The following is a 17,051-nucleotide window of genomic DNA, read 5'->3' as shown; positions in this document are numbered from 1 at the left end:
GCAGGGTCACGCCATGTCCAGGAGGGTGCCGAGCATTTCGTCGACGGTCCGCAAAATGCGCGCCGACGCCTCGTAGGCATGTTCGAGATCGAGGAGCAGGGTCATCTCGATGTCGACGTTGACGCCCGTCTCGCTCGACAGCGCTTCCTGCGTGCGCGTCAGCATGGCGCTGCTCGTCAGTTCGGCGCGCGACGCGTTCTGGCGCAAGCCCTCGATCCAGCCGACGGAGTTCGCGGTGAATTCGCTGAGGCTCACGCTCGTCGCGATGCCGGCCCCGGCATCGAAATTCATGTCCTGGTCGACCGCGTCGCCATATCTGATGAGCAGCGCAGAATAGGAGGCGCCCGCAGAATTCGCGCGGTAGGCCGCGCCGTTCGCGCCGCCGTCGCGCAACAGGGTCGGGTCGCCGCCACGATCGGAATCGAAGGCCGCGTTCACGGAGATGTCTGCGGCAAGGCCGGTGCTGGCCGAACCCGCAGCCGGCAGTGCGGGACCGCCGCTCCAGGTAAAAAGACCGGCGAGAGCGGATGCCCCGCCGCCGCTCTGGTCGGTTTCGGCGAATGCCTGGATGGTGCCGCGCGCAATCTCGTCCAGTTGAGACTGGAAGGTCACAGCCACATCGTCGCGAAGCTTGACCAGGCTGCCGAGCTTGCCGGAGATTGCCGACATGGAATCGGCGGAAGACAGCGGGACGCTGTCGATGTAGACCGCGTTGCCCTCGATGCCGGCGCCGTAGACGGTGGTCGGTTCGAACGAGACCTCACGGGCGACCGTCTCGAACAGGGTCGACCCGTCCGCGGTCGTGATCACCATGTCGGAGTTCGCGCGGGTGAAGGTCGAAATCGGCACGTACTGGGCGATCTGCCGCAGCAGCGCGTTGCGCTGGTCCATCGCGGTATTGGCGTCGCGACCTGTCGACGTCGCGGCGATGACCGCCTTGTTCGCCGTTTCGAAGTCGGCGAGCAGCTTGTTGAGATCGTCCACCGCCGCGCCGATTTCGGCATCGGCGGCGGCTCGGAAGGACTGGATCTGGGCGCTACCCTCGTTCAGCGAACGGACCACCTGGCGGGCGGCATTGAGCGCCCCTTCGGCGAGGTTGGCGCTCGATGGGGTCGTCGCATAGAGCTGCAGGGCTTCCTGAAGATCGCCCAGCGCGGTTGCCGCCGAAGAGGCGTTGTCGCTGCCGTTGACGCCGAGGGCCAGGTCGTTGAGCTTCGACAGCAGGCTTTGCTGGCCCTCCCACTGCGAAAGCGCCGACAGGTTCTGCTTCTCCAGGGCAGCGTTCGCGGCACGCTGGATGGTGGAAACGCGCACGCCGGTGTCGGTGCTGGTAAGCACCGCCGACCGGCGCGAGTAGTCGGCGTTGTCCGCATTCGTGATGTTCTGCGAGACGACGCTGGTGCGGCGCGAAGTCGCCAGTAGCGCGTTTTGAGCGATGCTCAGCGCGGTGCTCAGCGACATTCCCTATGGTCCCCCGACCCGAACATTCGAAACGCTACCTCTTGAGATTGACCAGGATGTCCATGAGTTCCGAACCGGTCTGGAACACCTTGGAGTTGGCGGTGTAGCTGCGCTGTGCTTCGATCATGGACGTCAGCTCTTCGCCGATGTCGACATTGGACGCCTCGATGGCGCCGGAACTGATGTTGCCGAACCCGCCCTTGCCCGCGAAACCGAAGAAGACGTCGCCCGAATCTGCGCTCTGGCTGAAGACGTTGCCGCTTTCGACCGTGAGCCGATCGGGGCTGCGGACGTTCGCCAGGGGGATCTTGTAGAGCGCTTCCAGGCTGCCATTGCCGTATTGCGCGTAAATCGTCCCGTCGTCGCCGAACTTCACGCCTTTCATCGGGCTGGCCGCGCTGCCGTTCACCTCCGCTTCGCCCGGAACGAAGCCGGTTGCGAGCTGGGTCATCTTCGACAGGTCGAGCTCCATGGTCTCGCCGCCGGGGATCGGGATGTCGATGCTGTTCGCGCTACCCGTGGTGAGCTTGCCGTTGTCGGGGTCGAACGTCAGGGTCTGGACGGCCAGCGCATCGGAGGAATAGGGGAACCCGGTGGTCGCGGTGCCGTCTGCCCGCGAGTATACGGCGACTTCCCATTCGTTGTTGGCCTTCTTGGTGAAGTAGACGTCCAGCAGGACTTCGTCGCCGAGCTTGTCGTAGGAAACGAGCGATATCTTGTTGGTGTACTGGGCGCCGGCGACGTTCTCCGACGGGAGCTTCGCGGCGTCGACGATGTCGGCCTTTGCCGGCAGGTTCGCCGAATAGGTGCCGAAGGTGGACGGGACCGCCTTCATCGCCTGCTGCGAAATCTTGACGGGCTCGAGCCCTGCGAAACCGTTCGCGGTGGTGCTCGGGTCGCCATTGGCATAGCTGTAGCCGAGCAGATAGAACCCTGCCGCATTGACCAGTCGACCTTGGTCGTCCGGAACGAAGGATCCCGCCCGCGTCAGGAAAGGCTGGCCCGAGGAGTCCTGGACGACGAAGAAGCCGTTTCCGTCGATCGCGAGGTCGGTCGCGGACGTCGTGTACTGGATGACGCCCTGGCGCGCGACCGCGGCTCGGATGTCCGTCACCACGCCGCCGGACGAATATGTGCTCGTCCCGCCACCGCTGATCATCAGCGTCGAGAATTCGGCCGAAGCCTTCTTGTAGCCATTCGTGCCGGAGTTGGCTATGTTGTCGGCAACCGTTCCGAGCCTGTTCGACTGGCCCTGCATGCCGGACACGCCGGTCCGCATCATTCCGTAGAGGCTCATTGCAACCTTCCCTCGTGTTCAGCGCCGCTGATCCTGAGGCTAGCGCACCTGACTTGTGCGAAACTGTACTCGACCGGGGAGTTGCCTCTTGCGTCCGTTGCCAGGGATCATGGACGGCCAAGGCGGCCGTCCGGGTCCCGGTCAGACGTTCAGGCAGTACCCCAGGAAACGCTTGGAATCGATCGGGTCGTAACCGAGGCGTTCGCGAAGCTTCTTGCGCAGCTTGCTGACGTGGCTTTCCACGACGTTCTCCTCGACGTCCTCGTCGAAGATGCCGTAGATCGCGTTGAAGACCTGGGTCTTCGTGACCCGGCGTCCCCGGTTGCTCGCCAGGAACTCCAGGATGCGCCGTTCGCGACGCGGCAACGGCAGTGGCTCGCCATTGATCTCGGGATCCTTGCCGTTCATGAAGATGCGCAGGCTCCCGATGTCGGTGGACGCGCCATCATCTGAAGCGCGCCGCCGGATCGCTGCGATCCGCGCCATGATCTCGCGAATATGCACCGGCTTGCGGATGACGTCGTCGACACCCGATTCGAACAGCCTGAGCGTGTTCTCCAGCGAGTGCTGTTCGCTCAGCGCGATGACCGGCGCGCCGGTCCTCTCGCGCAGCATCCGGGGTGAAATCGGATGCGTATCGCATTCGCCGATCAGGAAGGCGCCGATGGCCTGGAGATCCTCGTCGGCCGCGCTCGAAACCCACTCGCCGAATTCGGTAGCACCGAACCCCGCGCTTGGAACGCCCTCCCTACCGAAAAGCGAAGAATACCCTTCTTTTACGCGTGCACGCTCATCCACAATGACAATCATCGGCCCGCCCTCCGAATCAGTTCCATGGTCCGCCGAAAAAAGGCGTAACCGCTGGCGGGAATCGCCGACAACTGTAAGATCTTGTATGTTGAAATACGGGATTCCCTTCAGGTAATCCCCGCATTCATCCACAGCATATCCACAGGCGCGGCAATGCCGACTCAAGCCTACGTTGGCGGCTGAAATCGCTTACTGGTTGCAGAAGGCTCGGGCGTTCTCGGTCCAGCTTCCGAAGCCCGTCGCGACCATGTTGGCGATGACCCGACAGACGTAACGCTTCTGCGCGGGGTCGTTGTCGGGACCCGCATGATAGCGCGCGACCGCCATCGACCAGGTGGCATGGCGGCGCTTCAGGTTGGACAGGAAACGGGCCGCGTAGTCGACGTTCTTGTGCGGATCGAACATGTCGGAGAGGCTGCCGAACTCGGTCGAATGGTAATGGTGGTTGATCTGCATGCAGCCGACGTCGATCAGCTTCTTCCCCTCCCGGCGCGCGGCGGCGAAGATGCTCTCCGCCTCCGCCGGGGAGCGCGCGAACGAAGCCTTTCCCTCGATGTTGAGCGCATAGGGCTGGAGGCTTCCCTTGTGGCCGGTTTCGGTCAAACCTACTGCATATAGTATCCCGGCCGGCACGCCGTACTTGTGGGACGCGCGCAGGATTTCGCCTTCGCAGGGATTGGATGGGGCCGCGGCTGCCAGGCTAGATGTAAATACCGTCAGCAGAAGGCCGAATGCGAGATGGGTTTGCATCGCTCTCCGAGGGGATGGAATTGTTGCTTCGGTTCTGGTTGCCGCCCGGCTGCCCCTGGTCTCTCCCGGACCCTTGCGACAGGCCCGCGGACGCCTCGCCGGAACGGCCGCCCGAGCCCGTTTGCGGCTGGGCGCCGGTGGCTTGGGGCTGCTGCTGAATCGTCACGTCGTCGACGCGAAAACCGAGCCCCCGCAGCGACGATACGATCGCGTCGCGCTCGCTTGAAAGCCGGTGATAGGCTTCCGGAGTGTCAACCTGAATTTCAACCGATAGTTGTTCACCCGTCAACCGCAGGCGAGCATTGACCTCGCCGAGATTGGCCGGATTGAGTTGAATCTTCAGGTCGCGCAGGGGAGCCTGTTGACTCCGCGTAACGTCCGTTTCGAGCGTGTTCATCTGCTCGATCGCGCTACGCCATTCCCCGTCGCCCGCGATTGCCGCGGCAAGGCCGGCCACGGTGCGCATGTTCTGGGGCGCGGGAGCGACGTTGAGCGTGTCGCCGACTACCTTGACGCGAAGATCGCCCTGTTCGGATACCTTGCCCGGATCCGCTTTCGGCCCACTCTCGGTATCGTTTTCGCCCGCCGCCTCGCCATCCGCCGCGGCGGTGATCGCCGCTGTCGTTGATAAGTCGGCGACCGTCCTTGCCGCACCATTCGGGCGGGAGCCGCGGTCGTCGCCGGATTGTGGATCGGCGCTCTCGCCATCCTCGGCGGATCCCTCGTTTGCGACTGCGTTCGCGAGCCTCGGGTCGGCCACCCGTGTTGTGCCCTCGGCGACGCGGCTGCCTGTTTCGCGCTGCAGGACGGGCGCCTGCGCGACGAGAGCGATCGCGGCGCCTGCCGGCATCTCGATCTCCTCCGTCTCGCCCTTGTCCGGATCCTCAGGGTCGATCTCCTCGTCCTCGATTCCATTCTTGTCGGAATCGGGCGCGGCATTCCTGTCGTCGACGCGCGGGTTAAGGATGCCGAACATCTTCGACAGCCGCTGCAAGGGCGAGAACTCGCTGTCGGCGTCGACGATCCGGGGCGAAGCCTCGTCGTCCGTACCGACGGCGCGGGCATCCTTGGCCTTCGCGGTCGCTTCCCCGTCCATCTCCTCGGGCTGTCCGGAAGTATCGCCCGACACCGCGCTTTTCGGGTCGCGCACCGGGGAGGGGGCCTTGCCGCCCGCGCCTTCCAGCAGGTTGGAGAAGGGATCGCCTTCTCTCGCCGTGCGTGCGCCCGCGGGCCGCGTCGAAGGGGCCGCCGGCATGGGCATTGCTGCGACGGGTGTCATTTTTCCACTTCTCCCAATAGGCGATCCACCGCATCCAGTTTCTCGCGAACCGAACTGACGAGTTCCTGCGAAACGGTATCGACTTCTTCCGAGGGTTTTTCCGATAAGGCCGCTTCGGCTGATATCGCCGGGGCCGGGTGTTCTTCGGAACCGGTTGGCGTATGCGCAAGTGTCTCTTCGCCCGCTGCTTCCGACGCGTGAGACGCCACCGTTTTGGAAACGGCGGGCTGCGAAGCCTCCTCAACCGACGGTTCCACCCCCGTGGGAAGCGCAAGAACCTCCGCTGCGATCGCTCTTGCGGCAAGCAGCAGCCGGCGGTCGCGCGGCGAAAGCTGGTCCGGGTCGACCTTTTCGAGGTTCTCCAGCACTTCCTCGACGTTCTCGGACGTGATGGAGGAGATCGCCTGGTAGAGGGTCGCGCGCGGGTCGCCTTCGCCATCGACCTGGCGGGAAATCGCGGTGGCACGGCTCGACGCGAATGCCGAGCGGTCCACTTGCCCCTTGATCGTGCTGCGTCTGGCGAGGCGGAGATAGATCGCCTCCTGCTGCGCGGGGTTCATCAGCGACACGATCGTCTCGATCTGTTTTTCGGTGATCGCATCGTGGAAGGTCACCATGCCTTCCACGAAAGCGTCGGCGAACTCGCTGGCATATGGCGAGCGCAGGAAGCGGCGCGTGTACTGTTCCGCCAGCACGAGGAAGCGGTCGGGCCGTTCGAGGGCGAGTACCAGAGGCAGCGAGCGCCGGAGCGCCGCTTCCTCCACCAGAGTGCCCGGCGCAAGCAGCCTCGCCTGATCCATAAGCTTGAGCGCCGCTTCGGGGCGCTTGATGCCCATGATGGAGCCTTTGACGAGCGCCACGAACGCGCCGGTTTCGCTTCCCCTCGCCATCGGGTCGATCGGTGCGAGGATCTCGCCTGCCTTGGCCATCTGGCCGGTCATGTAGGCGAGTACGCCCTTGCCCAGCACCGCGTCCTCGCCCTCGAGACGGAGCTTCGACAGGACCACCTCGATGGTCGTGGGATTGCCGCCGCTCATGGCATAGACCAGGAGCGCGGTGAGGTTCCGCCGGTCCTCGAATTCCTCGGTGCCGGCCGTGCGGAAACGCTCGTCGATCATCGCCAGCATTTTCTGCTGCATCGGCATTGCCGCGTGATCGCCGCGCGCCAGCTGATCCTGCACGAGCTGCAATGAACGCACCATCTTGTAGAGTTCGAGCGTACCGGCCGCATGCGCGTTCGCCCCGCCGACGGCGAGGAACGCGAAGGCAAGCGCTGCGGCCGTCCATCTCATCCACGGGTTTCCAGAAGAATCTCGATCCTGCGGTTCTGGTCCGCATAGGGATCGTCCGGCACCTTCAGCTGACGGTCGGCGAAGCCTGCGACTTCCTCGACGCGCCGTTCCTCGAGACCGCCGCGCACCAGCATGTAGTAGGCCGACTGGGCACGGGCGGAAGACAAGCGCCAGTTGTCATAGGTCTTGTTCTTGAACGGACGCCCGTCCGTATGGCCGTTGATCGTGATCTTGCCCTTACGTCCGTTCAGGATCGCGGCGACCTTCTCCATCGCCAGCACGAGCTCGCGTTGAGGCACGGCCGAACCGATCTCGAACATGCCGTAGTCGAGCTGATCGGTGAGCGAGATGATGACGCCGCGCTCGGTCGGCGTGACGGAGATGCCCTCGGCGATCTTCTCGCCGCGGCCGAACGCCTTCGCCAGTTCGGCCTTGATCTCCTTCGCGGCCTCGATCGCGGCGGGATCGATGCCGGGTTCCGCTTTCTCTTCGCCGTCCGCTTCCTCGCTCTTGGCCTCTTCCGCGGGTTTCGCCTCGGCCGGCTGGTTGAAGGCGTCGTTGGCGAAGGGATCGCCTTCCGAGGCGGCCGGGCCGATGCCGCTGCGGGGATCGGCGCCACTGCTCGCTTCGGAAACCTGTGGATGTTCGAAGAGGTCGGGCTCGCCGGGCTCGTCCTGCTCGACCTGCTTGGACCAGAAGTCCGGTGCGAAGGGGTCGCGGAAGGACTCCCCGCCCGCCGCACCCGTCGCGGCACCCGCGGACTGCGCGCCGCCGTCGCCCTTGGCGCTCAGGTTCTGCAACTCGCCGGATTCGGCGGCAATCTCGGCAAGCACGGCATAGGGATCGGAAAAGAGATGTTCGTCGGACTGGAGCTCCGCCTTTTCACCTTCCTTCGAATTCATCTGCTCTCCGACCCCGGAGGAGGAAGGGCCGGTCGATTTCGACGACGTGCTCTCCTCGGACGGCGTCTCGGTGGAGCCCTGCTCTTCCTGGGGACCGGCGCCGACGTCGTCCAGGCCGCGGCGGCTGGAATTGCGGTCCACGAGCTTGATCGGGTTGAAGTAGCTGGCGACGGAGACCTTGGTCTCCTCGTTCGCCGCGTTGATCAGCCACATCACCAGGAAGAAGCACATCATGGCGGTCATGAAGTCGGCGAAGGCGATCTTCCAGACACCTCCGTGATGGGCGTCGTGGTCGTCGCCATGGCCATGCTTGACGATGATGATCTCGTGGGGGTGTTCCGCGTCGTGACCACTCATTGCAACGTCTCCGACAGCGCTTGCGACCACTCAGACAGCCGCGTCTCGTAGAGGCTTTCGTCGATTCCGACCTCCAGGTCGAAACCGTCTGTTTCGGTGAATTCGATGCGGCCGGAATGCTCGCCGACGGCCGCCTCCAGTGCCTCGAAGAGCGACAGCGGTCCGCGAACCTTGATGCGGACCGCGCCCGAATCGTGGATGGCGTCCTTGATGATTGCGCCGAGGCTCGCGACCGACTTCTCTTGCAGGCTCGCCGTCAGCAAAGGACCGAGCAGCTGCGAGGTCACCGACGAGGTGGTGCTGGTCAGCTTCTCCTCCAGCACGGTCAGCTGCTCCTTTAGCGCCGACCCGACCTGGCGGCCGCATTCCTCCCGCAGCCTTTCCATGGCTTCCGCATGCGCGGTCCTCTCGGCTTCCAGCGCTGCCTGGAATTCGCCGTCCAGCCGGTCCCGCAGTTCGGCCTGCGCCTTCTCCACCGCCTCCTCGACGAGCGCTGCGACGTCTGGCACCTCTTCGGGCGCGGGGAGGGTGATCTCGTCCGGTGGCTCGCCGAAATCCGGTTGGCCGAAGTCGAAAGGCGGCGCGTCGGCGAAAGCCGTGTCGGAAGGCGCCGGCTTGCCGAAATCGACGAGAAGGTCGGCGACGGTTCGCATCAGGCCGCGGCCGCCTCGGCGTTAACCCACTTGCGCAGGATGGCGGCGGTGCGCTCCTCGTTGATGTCCACCATGTGTGCGAGGCGCTCCTGCGGCGCCGGGCGCAGGCGCATCTTGAGCTCTTCCATGACGTCGCTCTCGGTGGGTGCGCCGCCCATGCCGGCGAAGCCGCCCATGCCCCCGCCGCCGTCCATTTCGGCAAGCGGGTCGGGAAGCGCCATGTTGTTGAGCGGAGAATCGAAGGGAAGCTGCAGGTCGCCGAAATCCGGTCCCTCCACGCTCTCCGTCTTCGTCAGCGCCCTGGTCAGCGGGCGGAGCCCGAACCAGGTGACGAGGAACACGACGATGACGAACGCCAGGGCGTTGATCATCGAGCCGGTGTAGCGGCCGGCCATCTCCAGGTAGCCCGGCTCGGCAATGGTGTCGGCCGTCATCTCCTCGACGAACGAGAGTGCCGTGACCGAGACCTTGTCGCCGCGTTCGGAGTCCAGCCCGGCGGCCGTCGAAACCACGGTCTCGATCTCGGCTATCCGCGCGTCGATCTGCTCGGCCGTCGGGTTCTCGCCCAGCGTCGCCGTCACCTGGTCGCGGTTCACCACGACCGCGATCGAGAGCTTGGAGATCGAGTAGCCGTTGCTGGTGGTGGCGATCCGCTTCGAGTTCAGCTCGTAGTTGGTGATTTCCTCGCGGCGTTCGCTTGTTTCGTTCGAGGTCGGTCCCGGCGCGGCGGCGACAGCCTCGTCCGGCAGGTTCTGCTCCACGCCCGTCGGCGCCGTGGCACCGCTCTCGTTCGAATTGTCGTTCGAGCGGATCGTCTGGATCGAACGCTCGACCTTGGAATCGGGATCGAAGATCGTCTCCTCGATCTGGCGGCTGTCGGTGTTCACCACCGCCTTCACGCTGGCGCGGAAGTTGTCGCGGCCGAGGAAGGGCGACAGGGCCTTGTAGATGTTGTCGGCGACCTGGCTCTCGACCGTCCGTTCGATGCTCATCGAGCGGTTGAGGGAACTGCTCGCCGGGTCGTCGCCGCTGGCGAGCAGCGAACCGTCGGTATCGAGGACCGTGACGTTGTCGGAGGTGAGCCCGGGAACCGCCGCGGCGACCATGTGCCGGATCGCGTTGGCCGTCTTGATCTCGTCGATGCCGCCGGACCGGATGACCACGGAGGCGGTGGGCTGCTGCTCCTCACGGCGAAAATTCGCCTGTTGCGACATCACGATGTGCACGCGGGCCGACTTCACGCCGGAGATCGACTGAATGGTGCGCGCGATTTCGCCTTCCAGCGCGCGCACCCGCGTGACTTCCTGCATGAAGGAGGTGAGACCCAGGGACCCGACATTGTCGAAGAGTTCGTAGCCGGCGTTGGAGCTGCTCGGCAGCCCCTTCTCGGCCAGGATCATCCGCGCCCGTCCGGTCTGGCCGGTGGCGACCATCACCGTCGTTCCGTCCGCGCCGACGTCGTAGGAGAGACCCGCCTCGCCGAGGACGACGCCAATCTTGGCCACGTCGCTGCGGTCGAGACCGACATAGAGCGTCTCGTTGGCCGGCCGGTTGAGGAAGATCGCGCCGCCGATGACGACGGCGAACACGAAGGCGAGAATCCCGCCGCCGATCGCGGTGCGCTTGGGACCGAACGCGGCGAGGTTGTCGATGATCTTCTGGAATTGGTCAGGCACAGGTCGGATTCCCGAATGACAGGCTTCGGGAGACTAGTGGCTGAACCTTGTGCGAAAATGATATCGGGCCGCTTCCAGGGAAGCGGCCCGACTGGAGGTGGCGTCCGGCGGACCGGACGCCGTTAGAACCCTTAGCGGAAGAGCGACAGGATCGTCTGCGAGTTGCCGTTGGCGATCGACAGCGCCTGGATGCCCAGCTGCTGCTGCACCTGGAGCGCCTGCAGGCGGGTCGATTCCTTGTTCATGTCGGCATCGACCAGCGAACCCACGCCACGGTCGATTGTGTCCATGAGGTTGGTGGTGAACTCCGTCTGCATGTCGATGCGCTTCTTGGCGGCACCGAGGTCCGAAGCGGCCGTCGTCATGGAGGCCAGAGCCGTATCGACCGTGCTGATCATCTCGTCGAGATCGGCGAGATCCGCGTCGGAGTTGGTCAGGGCGGAGATGTCGAGGTCGGAGACCGAGTAGTCGACGGCGCCGTTGGTGGTGGTGGATACGGCGTCGAGGATGCCCGACTGGTCGTTGGCGTCGAACAGCTTCACGGAACTGACGTCGATGGCAATCGTACCGATCGAGACGGAGCTGTCGGCGGCTCGGGTGAACGACGACACGATCGACTTCGTGGCGTTGTAGTCGGCGGCGCTGGAGTCGACCGACAGCCAGTTTTCGCCGGAGAAGCTCGACGCAGCGGCGTTGCTGGTCAGCTGGCCCTGGAGAGCGGTGATTTCCGACTGGATCTTCGCCCGGTCGACACCAGGCTCACGAGCGGCGACCAGCTTGGACTTGATCTCGTCGACGACTTCGATCGCGGCCTTGGTACCGGTATAGGCGGTGTCGATCTTGGCGGCGCCCAGTCCGAGCGCGTCCTTGACGGTCGAAAGCGCCTTGTTGTCGGAACGCATCGTGGTGGCGATCGACCAGTAGGCGGCGTTGTCGGAAGCTTCGGAAACGCGGTAGCCGGTGGAGATGCGGGCCTGGGTGGTCTCGAGGTTCTTGTTGGTGGACTGGAGGGTCTTGAGCGCGGTCATAGCCGACGCGTTCGTCATGATACTCGACATGGTGGTCCCCTGTACTAAACGCAATTACTCGACATACCGGGCTGATCCGGTAAGACGGCGCGGCGTCATGCCTGTCGAGGACCCGTACAAAGGGGGCGTCGATCCGTCCTGAAACGCAAAATGTCCCGACCTTATACAGCCGGGACATTTTGCTTCCGTTAAGTGCCGTGTTTAACGAACGGTTACCCGCGGAAGAGCGACAGGATGGTCTGCGAGTTGCCATTGGCGATCGTCAGCGCCTGGATGCCAAGCTGCTGCTGAACCTGAAGCGCCTGGAGGCGGGTCGATTCCTTGTTCATGTCGGCATCGACCAGCGCACCCACGCCGCGGTCGATCGTATCCATGAGGTTGGAGACGAAGGTGCTCTGAAGATCCACGCGCTTCTTGGTGGCGCCCAGGTCGGACGCCGCGGTGGTCATGGAGGCCAGCGCAGTGTCGACCGTGCTGATCATCTCATCGAGGTCGGCGAGATCCGCGTCGGAGTTGGTCAGGGCGGAGATATCGAGGTCGGAGACCGAGTAATCCACGGCACCGTTGGTGGTGGTGGATACCGTGTCGAGGATGCCCGACTGGTCGTTGGCGTCGAACAGCTTGGCGCTGTCGACCTCGATGCTGATCGTCCCGACCGAGACCGTGCCGTCGCCGGCACGGGTGAAGGATGCGACGATCGAGCGGGTGGAGTTGTAGTCGGCGACGCTGGAATCGACCGAGAGCCAGTTCTCGCCGGAGAAGCTGGAAGCGGCCGCGTTGCTGACCAGCTGACCCTGGAGAGCGGTGATCTCCGCCTGGATCTTCGCGCGGTCGACGCCCGGTTCGCGGGCGGCGACGAGTTTCGTCTTGATCTCGTCGACGACCTCGATCGCCGCCTTGATGCCGGTATAGGCCGTGTCGACCTTTGCGGCGCCGAGACCGAGAGCGTCCTGGACGGTGGAGAGTGCCTTGTTGTCCGAACGCATCGTGGTGGCGATCGACCAGTAGGCGGCATTGTCGGAAGCTTCGGAAACGCGGTAGCCGGTGGAAATGCGGGCCTGGGTGGTTTCGAGCTGCTGGTTGGTGGACTGGAGGGTCTTGAGCGCCGTCATAGCCGACGCGTTGGTCATGATACTCGACATTGGGAACTGTCCCTAACTGAACTAACGCTACAGGGACATACCGGACTTGACCGGTAAGACGGCTCGGCATCATGCCACTCGGAAACTCAATACTATGGTTACCGATCCGCCTTGAATGAAGACGTTGTGACAGGGAAAATTTACCAAACCGATAATGTTCGGAAGGAATCTGCCGAAGAGATTAACGAAACCTTGCCGGCGTCAGTTGAACGACCGCACCAGACTGCCGACGAGCAGATTCCATCCGTCGATCAGGACGAAGAAGAGGATCTTGAACGGCAGGGAGATGACCGTGGGCGGCAGCATCATCATGCCCATCGCCATGGTCACGGTCGCCACGACGAGATCGATCACGAGGAACGGTAGGACGATCAGGAACCCGATCTCGAAGCCGCGCCTGATCTCCGAAATCATGAAGGCGGGCACCAGGATCCGCAGGTCGACCGCCTCGCCGGTGACGACCGTCTGGCCGCGCTCGCGGGCGAGGTCGGCGAAGAGGTTGAAGTCCTCCTGGCGCACGTTGTCGAGCATGAAGGATCGGAAGGGATCGGAGATGCGTTCGAACGCTTCCGCTTCGCTGATCTCATTGTTCACCAGCGGCCTCACGCCGTTGTTCCAGGCCTGGTCGAAGGTCGGAGCCATGACGTAGAAGGTCATGAAGAGGGCGAGGCTGATCAGGATCAGGTTCGCCGGCGTGGTCTGGAGGCCGATGCCCGCGCGCAGGATCGAGAACGCGATGACGAAGCGCGTGAAGCTCGTCACCATGATGAGCAGGCCCGGCGCGATCGACAGGACCGTCAGCAGTGCGAAGAGCTGGATGATGGTGCCGACAGTCTGGCCTTGCAGCCCGTCGGTCAGCTGTCCGAGGTCGAGCTGCTGCGCCAGCGCCCCGCCGGTCAGGAGAAGCAGTGCGCCGCCGGCGAGCAGGAGCTTTCTCATTCGAACAGAAGGGTCCGGATCATGAGCTGGGTCGCGAGGCCGTCGCTGCGGATCTGCGCCCGTTCCTCGAGGTCGGTCTTGAGATGCTGGAAGCCGCTGGCACCCTGGACCTGCTGGAGCGAGACGGTGCGCATGTAGGCGAGCAGATCCTGATGGATGGTGCGCACCAGGTCGGATGGCGGCGGCGCCGAAAAGACGATCGAGATTTCCATGCGGACCCAGATGTCGGCCGGTGCCGCGAGATTGGTCGTGATCGGCTCCATGGGCACCAGCCGCGGGATGAGCTTGATCTCCCCGTCCTCGCCTTCGTGCGCTTCCCCGCCGCTCTCCTCGCCGTGACCCTCGTCCCCGCCTTCGGCTGCTTCGCCGGGTAGCGGGTCCACGGCGATCTTGATCGGTTCGGGTTCGACCGGCTCGCCGCTCCGCAGGTTCATGCCGGCGAACCATCCGCCGCCGACGGCCACGAGCGTCAGCACGACGAGAACCGCTGCCTGGACCATCATGGATGGTCCCTTCTTCTGGTTGGCGGCTTCGGCTGCGTCGAGCGACATGGGTGAAGGCTCAGAACGGAGAGATGATGTCGAGGATCTGCTGGCCGTAGGCCGGTTGCTGGACTTCGGTCAGACGTCCGCGGCCGCCATAGGATATGCGCGCTTCGGCAATGCGCTCGTAGGGTATGGAGTTCTGCGCACCGATGTCGGCGGGACGCACGATGCCGGCGATGGTGAGAATCCGGAGCTCGGCATTGACCCGCACCTCCTGCGAGCCGCGGATGATAAGGTTGCCGTTCGGCAGCACCTCGGTCACCACCGCGGCGACCGACAACCGGATGTTCTCCGATCGCGCGGTGGCGCCGGAACCGGTGGAATCGGACTTCGAGTTCAGGTCGAAATCGGCCGCCCCGCTGGAGCCGACGCCGTCCCAGTCGTAGCCGCCGCCGATGCCGAAGGTGCGCTTCGAGGTGCGCGACCTGTCGGACTCGTTGTTGAGGGTTGCCTTGTCGTTGATCGATATGAAGACCGTCAGGATGTCGCCGACCGACAGGGCGCGGGCGTCCTTGAAGAGCTGGCTCTGCTCGTCGTCCCACAGCGAAAAGCGCTTGACGGGTGCCGCGGGCGGCTCCGGATAGGCGTAGGCGGTCGCCGACGCCGGTTCCAGCCCCGACCCTACGGCCGAAAGCGCCGGCGGGCGGCCGATGTCGCGCAGTTCTCCGGCACAACCCCCGAGAGTCAGGCAGGCGATGCCGAGAATAGCGATGCGGTTCATGAGGGGTCCTCGGATTTGGCGACGTCGGCGATGATGCTGGTGAGCTGCGCCGCCGCCCGGCTGTCCATCTCGTTCAGTATGATGCCGGCCTGGCGATGATTGAGCTTCAGCAGGATCGCGGCGGCGAGGCTGGCGTCCAGCTTTTCCATGCGTTCGGCGGCCGCGTCGGGGCGCATGCGCGAATAGATGCCGACGACGCTGTCCTCGGCGGCCTCGATCACTTCCTTGCGCCTTTCGAGCCAGTCCTCGTATTCGGCGCGCTTGGCCTCGAGCGCGGCGATTCGCTCGTCGATCTCGCCGCGCAGGTCTTCCAGCTCCTTGGTCTGCACCGCATAGCGCCGGTCGCGCGCCGCATCGACGATGTTGGCGCAGAACTCGCGCACCTCGTCCGTCATCTTGCCCGGAAGATCCTGCGCGCCGGCCATGTTGCCGGTGACGGCTAAAACGGCCAAGCCCGTACCGAAGGCCAGGGCGGCGATGGACGCGGCCCTGGCGGTTCGGGATTTCGGCGGGGAAGGGAGGGCTGTCATCGAGGCGGCTCTACTGGAGGACGAGTTCGGCCTGGAGTGCGCCCGCCGACTTGATGCCCTGGAGGATCGCGATGATCCCGTCCGGCTTCACGCCGATGCGGTTCAGCCCCGAGACCAGGGTCTGCAGGTCGGGGCCTTCCAGCATGGCGACCTGTCCGCCGGCCTGCTGGGCGTCGATGGTGGTGGAGGGTTCCTCGGCGGTGACGCCGTCGGAGAACGGGGCCGGCTGCACGATCTGCGGCTGCTCGGTGATCCTCACCGTCAGCTGGCCGTGGCTCACCGCGACCTGCGATATCTTCACGTCCTGGCCGATGACGATCGTCCCGGTCCGCTCGTCGACGACGACGCGGGCGGGGGTGTCGGTCTCGACCAGCAGGTTTTCGAGTTCGGCGACGAAGCGCGCGGCGGAGACTTCCGTTGGCCGGTTGATCAGGATGGTGCGCGAGTCCTGCTCGGCGGCCGTGCGCTTGCCGAAACGGCTCTGCGTGTAGGCGTTGATCGTGTCGGTCACGCGGATCGTGGTCGAGAAATCCGGATTGCGCAGCTGCATGGTCAGGACGGTGTCGTCGTTGAAGCGCGCGTCGACCTGCCGCTCCACGATCGCGCCGCTCGGGATGCGGCCGGAGGTCGGAACGCCCTTCGTCAGCGTCTCCGCCTGTCCCTGCACGCTGAACCCCGACACGAAGACGGGACCCTGCGCGACCGCGTAGATCTCGCCGTCGGGCGCGCGCAGCGGCGTCATCACCAGCGTCCCGCCCTGCAGCGACGATGCGTCGCCCAGTGACGACACGGAAACGTCTATGCGCGCCCCGGACTGCACGAAGGGCGGCAGGTTCGCGGTGACGATGACGGCGGCGACGTTCTTGGCCCGCGCCTGCCCGCCTTCCATGGCGATGCCGAGGTTCTGAAGCATGGCGCGGATGGACTGCTCGGTGAAGGGCGAGTTGCGCAGCCCGTCGCCGGAGCCTTGCAGCCCGATCACCAGGCCGTAGCCGATCAGCTGGTTGTCACGCGCCGTCAGAAGGGTCGCGATATCCTTGATGCGCGAAACGGGACCGATCCGGTCCGGCAGCTCCGACGGACCGCCGGATGCCGCGACATTGACGCGAAAATTGCCCTCGCCGGCGGTGCCGGGCCGCAAGTCGGCGGCCAGCACCGGGGCGGCGAGCAGACAGGCCGCCGCGAGGATGGTCGAAGTCCATCTGGCGATCATAGTCCGCCGACCCTTATCGTTCCGTCGACCATGACGGTGCCGGTCAGCACCGCGCCGCTCTCGGAATTGCGCACGCGCACGACGTCGCCCGCGGCACCCGGCTGCAACGGCACGCCGACCGTCGAGATCTGCAGGGAGCCTTCGACGTAGTTCACCCGCACCGGCGCTCCAGCCTCCACCAGGTAGGCCTCGCGAACCGAGCTCAGCGGGATCAGCTTGCCGGGCAGCAGCGTGCGCTTGGCGACCATTCCGTCGATCTGGTCGACATACATGGCGATCGAGGTGGTGATGCGGCTCGAGCGGCGAAGCGGCACCTCCGACAGCGCGGCGACCTCGATCGTCTCGCCCGGATAGATGACGCGCTTGGGAATGACGGCCATCTCCTGCGCAGCGGCGTGCCCGGCGACGGTGCTGAGCACGAACGCTGCGAGCGCCGAGCGCAAAAGAGCCATGAGC

General features: G+C 64.8%; 17 protein-coding genes. All 17 read right to left on the bottom strand.

Annotated features, from left to right (window positions below):
• Window positions 1-6: 6 nt before the first annotated feature.
• Window positions 7-1,461 carry a flagellar hook-associated protein FlgK gene (flgK, locus tag BSQ44_RS21370; protein WP_072607110.1) on the bottom strand — a complete coding sequence of 485 codons (1,455 nt, stop codon included), beginning with the start codon at window positions 1,459-1,461 and terminating at the stop codon, window positions 7-9.
• A gap of 34 nt (window positions 1,462-1,495) precedes the next feature.
• Window positions 1,496-2,758, bottom strand: a complete 1,263-nt coding sequence (locus tag BSQ44_RS21365) for a flagellar hook protein FlgE (protein ID WP_072607109.1) — start codon at window positions 2,756-2,758, stop codon at window positions 1,496-1,498.
• A 141-nt stretch (window positions 2,759-2,899) separates the two neighbouring features.
• Window positions 2,900-3,568, bottom strand: coding sequence for a response regulator transcription factor (locus BSQ44_RS21360; RefSeq protein WP_072607108.1), 669 nt, complete (start codon window positions 3,566-3,568; stop codon window positions 2,900-2,902).
• Window positions 3,569-3,757: 189 nt separating this feature from the next.
• Window positions 3,758-4,318 (bottom strand): lytic transglycosylase domain-containing protein, encoded by a 561-nt coding sequence (locus BSQ44_RS21355; RefSeq protein WP_072607107.1) that lies wholly within the window; start codon window positions 4,316-4,318, stop codon window positions 3,758-3,760.
• Window positions 4,269-5,312 (bottom strand): flagellar hook-length control protein FliK, encoded by a 1,044-nt coding sequence (fliK, locus tag BSQ44_RS21350; RefSeq protein WP_157894660.1) that lies wholly within the window; start codon window positions 5,310-5,312, stop codon window positions 4,269-4,271. Before fliK ends, BSQ44_RS21355 begins: the two co-directional genes overlap by 50 nt.
• A gap of 281 nt (window positions 5,313-5,593) precedes the next feature.
• A complete protein-coding gene (locus BSQ44_RS21345; RefSeq protein WP_072607105.1) occupies window positions 5,594-6,889 on the bottom strand; it encodes a hypothetical protein in 1,296 nt (431 codons plus the stop codon).
• Window positions 6,886-8,148, bottom strand: a complete 1,263-nt coding sequence (locus tag BSQ44_RS21340) for a MotB family protein (protein WP_072607104.1) — start codon at window positions 8,146-8,148, stop codon at window positions 6,886-6,888. Before BSQ44_RS21340 ends, BSQ44_RS21345 begins: the two co-directional genes overlap by 4 nt.
• Window positions 8,145-8,801, bottom strand: coding sequence for a hypothetical protein (locus tag BSQ44_RS21335; protein WP_072607103.1), 657 nt, complete (start codon window positions 8,799-8,801; stop codon window positions 8,145-8,147). The genes BSQ44_RS21340 and BSQ44_RS21335 overlap by 4 nt, the downstream gene beginning before the upstream one ends.
• Entirely contained in the window at window positions 8,801-10,477 is a 1,677-nt protein-coding gene (gene fliF / locus BSQ44_RS21330; protein WP_072607102.1) for a flagellar basal-body MS-ring/collar protein FliF, read from the bottom strand. The genes BSQ44_RS21335 and fliF overlap by 1 nt, the downstream gene beginning before the upstream one ends.
• 131 nt (window positions 10,478-10,608) lie before the next feature.
• The gene (locus BSQ44_RS21325; RefSeq protein WP_072607101.1) at window positions 10,609-11,535 is read right to left on the bottom strand and encodes a flagellin N-terminal helical domain-containing protein; all 927 of its coding nucleotides are present in this window, start codon (window positions 11,533-11,535) and stop codon (window positions 10,609-10,611) included.
• Between the two features lie 182 nt (window positions 11,536-11,717).
• Window positions 11,718-12,647, bottom strand: coding sequence for a flagellin N-terminal helical domain-containing protein (locus tag BSQ44_RS21320; protein ID WP_072607100.1), 930 nt, complete (start codon window positions 12,645-12,647; stop codon window positions 11,718-11,720).
• Between the two features lie 201 nt (window positions 12,648-12,848).
• Complete coding sequence (gene fliP, locus BSQ44_RS21315) at window positions 12,849-13,586, bottom strand: flagellar type III secretion system pore protein FliP (RefSeq protein WP_072607099.1); 738 nt, start codon at window positions 13,584-13,586, stop codon at window positions 12,849-12,851.
• Entirely contained in the window at window positions 13,583-14,137 is a 555-nt protein-coding gene (locus BSQ44_RS21310; protein ID WP_072607098.1) for a flagellar basal body-associated FliL family protein, read from the bottom strand. The genes fliP and BSQ44_RS21310 overlap by 4 nt, the downstream gene beginning before the upstream one ends.
• A gap of 10 nt (window positions 14,138-14,147) precedes the next feature.
• Window positions 14,148-14,852: a flagellar basal body L-ring protein FlgH gene (gene flgH, locus BSQ44_RS21305; RefSeq protein ID WP_072607097.1), complete on the bottom strand. Its 705-nt coding sequence runs from the start codon at window positions 14,850-14,852 to the stop codon at window positions 14,148-14,150.
• On the bottom strand, window positions 14,849-15,382 hold the full coding sequence (locus BSQ44_RS21300) for a MotE family protein (protein WP_072607096.1): 534 nt from the start codon (window positions 15,380-15,382) through the stop codon (window positions 14,849-14,851). The genes flgH and BSQ44_RS21300 overlap by 4 nt, the downstream gene beginning before the upstream one ends.
• A gap of 10 nt (window positions 15,383-15,392) precedes the next feature.
• The gene (locus tag BSQ44_RS21295) at window positions 15,393-16,595 is read right to left on the bottom strand and encodes a flagellar basal body P-ring protein FlgI (protein WP_072607095.1); all 1,203 of its coding nucleotides are present in this window, start codon (window positions 16,593-16,595) and stop codon (window positions 15,393-15,395) included.
• A complete protein-coding gene (flgA, locus tag BSQ44_RS21290) occupies window positions 16,592-17,047 on the bottom strand; it encodes a flagellar basal body P-ring formation chaperone FlgA (protein WP_235633280.1) in 456 nt (151 codons plus the stop codon). The genes BSQ44_RS21295 and flgA overlap by 4 nt, the downstream gene beginning before the upstream one ends.
• Window positions 17,048-17,051: the final 4 nt, after the last annotated feature.

The sequence above is a fragment of the Aquibium oceanicum genome (assembly GCF_001889605.1).
GTDB lineage: Bacteria > Pseudomonadota > Alphaproteobacteria > Rhizobiales > Rhizobiaceae > Aquibium > Aquibium oceanicum.
The sequence above is the reverse complement of the archived record's forward strand: the minus strand, read 5'-3'. Positions and strand labels throughout refer to the sequence as shown.

What these genes read in the sequence shown, in the direction of transcription:
- BSQ44_RS21335 (WP_072607103.1), bottom strand. Translation starts at nt 8,801, where the DNA reads ATGCGAACCGTCGCCGACCTTCTCGTCGATTTCGGCAAGCCGGCGCCT.
- BSQ44_RS21320 (WP_072607100.1), bottom strand. Translation starts at nt 12,647, where the DNA reads ATGTCGAGTATCATGACCAACGCGTCGGCTATGACGGCGCTCAAGACC.
- BSQ44_RS21340 (WP_072607104.1), bottom strand. Translation starts at nt 8,148, where the DNA reads ATGAGTGGTCACGACGCGGAACACCCCCACGAGATCATCATCGTCAAG.
- BSQ44_RS21310 (WP_072607098.1), bottom strand. Translation starts at nt 14,137, where the DNA reads ATGTCGCTCGACGCAGCCGAAGCCGCCAACCAGAAGAAGGGACCATCC.
- BSQ44_RS21300 (WP_072607096.1), bottom strand. Translation starts at nt 15,382, where the DNA reads ATGACAGCCCTCCCTTCCCCGCCGAAATCCCGAACCGCCAGGGCCGCG.
- flgK (WP_072607110.1), bottom strand. Translation starts at nt 1,461, where the DNA reads ATGTCGCTGAGCACCGCGCTGAGCATCGCTCAAAACGCGCTACTGGCG.
- BSQ44_RS21325 (WP_072607101.1), bottom strand. Translation starts at nt 11,535, where the DNA reads ATGTCGAGTATCATGACGAACGCGTCGGCTATGACCGCGCTCAAGACC.
- flgA (WP_235633280.1), bottom strand. Translation starts at nt 17,047, where the DNA reads ATGGCTCTTTTGCGCTCGGCGCTCGCAGCGTTCGTGCTCAGCACCGTC.
- BSQ44_RS21355 (WP_072607107.1), bottom strand. Translation starts at nt 4,318, where the DNA reads ATGCAAACCCATCTCGCATTCGGCCTTCTGCTGACGGTATTTACATCT.
- flgH (WP_072607097.1), bottom strand. Translation starts at nt 14,852, where the DNA reads ATGAACCGCATCGCTATTCTCGGCATCGCCTGCCTGACTCTCGGGGGT.
- BSQ44_RS21295 (WP_072607095.1), bottom strand. Translation starts at nt 16,595, where the DNA reads ATGATCGCCAGATGGACTTCGACCATCCTCGCGGCGGCCTGTCTGCTC.
- BSQ44_RS21345 (WP_072607105.1), bottom strand. Translation starts at nt 6,889, where the DNA reads ATGAGATGGACGGCCGCAGCGCTTGCCTTCGCGTTCCTCGCCGTCGGC.
- BSQ44_RS21365 (WP_072607109.1), bottom strand. Translation starts at nt 2,758, where the DNA reads ATGAGCCTCTACGGAATGATGCGGACCGGCGTGTCCGGCATGCAGGGC.
- BSQ44_RS21360 (WP_072607108.1), bottom strand. Translation starts at nt 3,568, where the DNA reads ATGATTGTCATTGTGGATGAGCGTGCACGCGTAAAAGAAGGGTATTCT.
- fliP (WP_072607099.1), bottom strand. Translation starts at nt 13,586, where the DNA reads ATGAGAAAGCTCCTGCTCGCCGGCGGCGCACTGCTTCTCCTGACCGGC.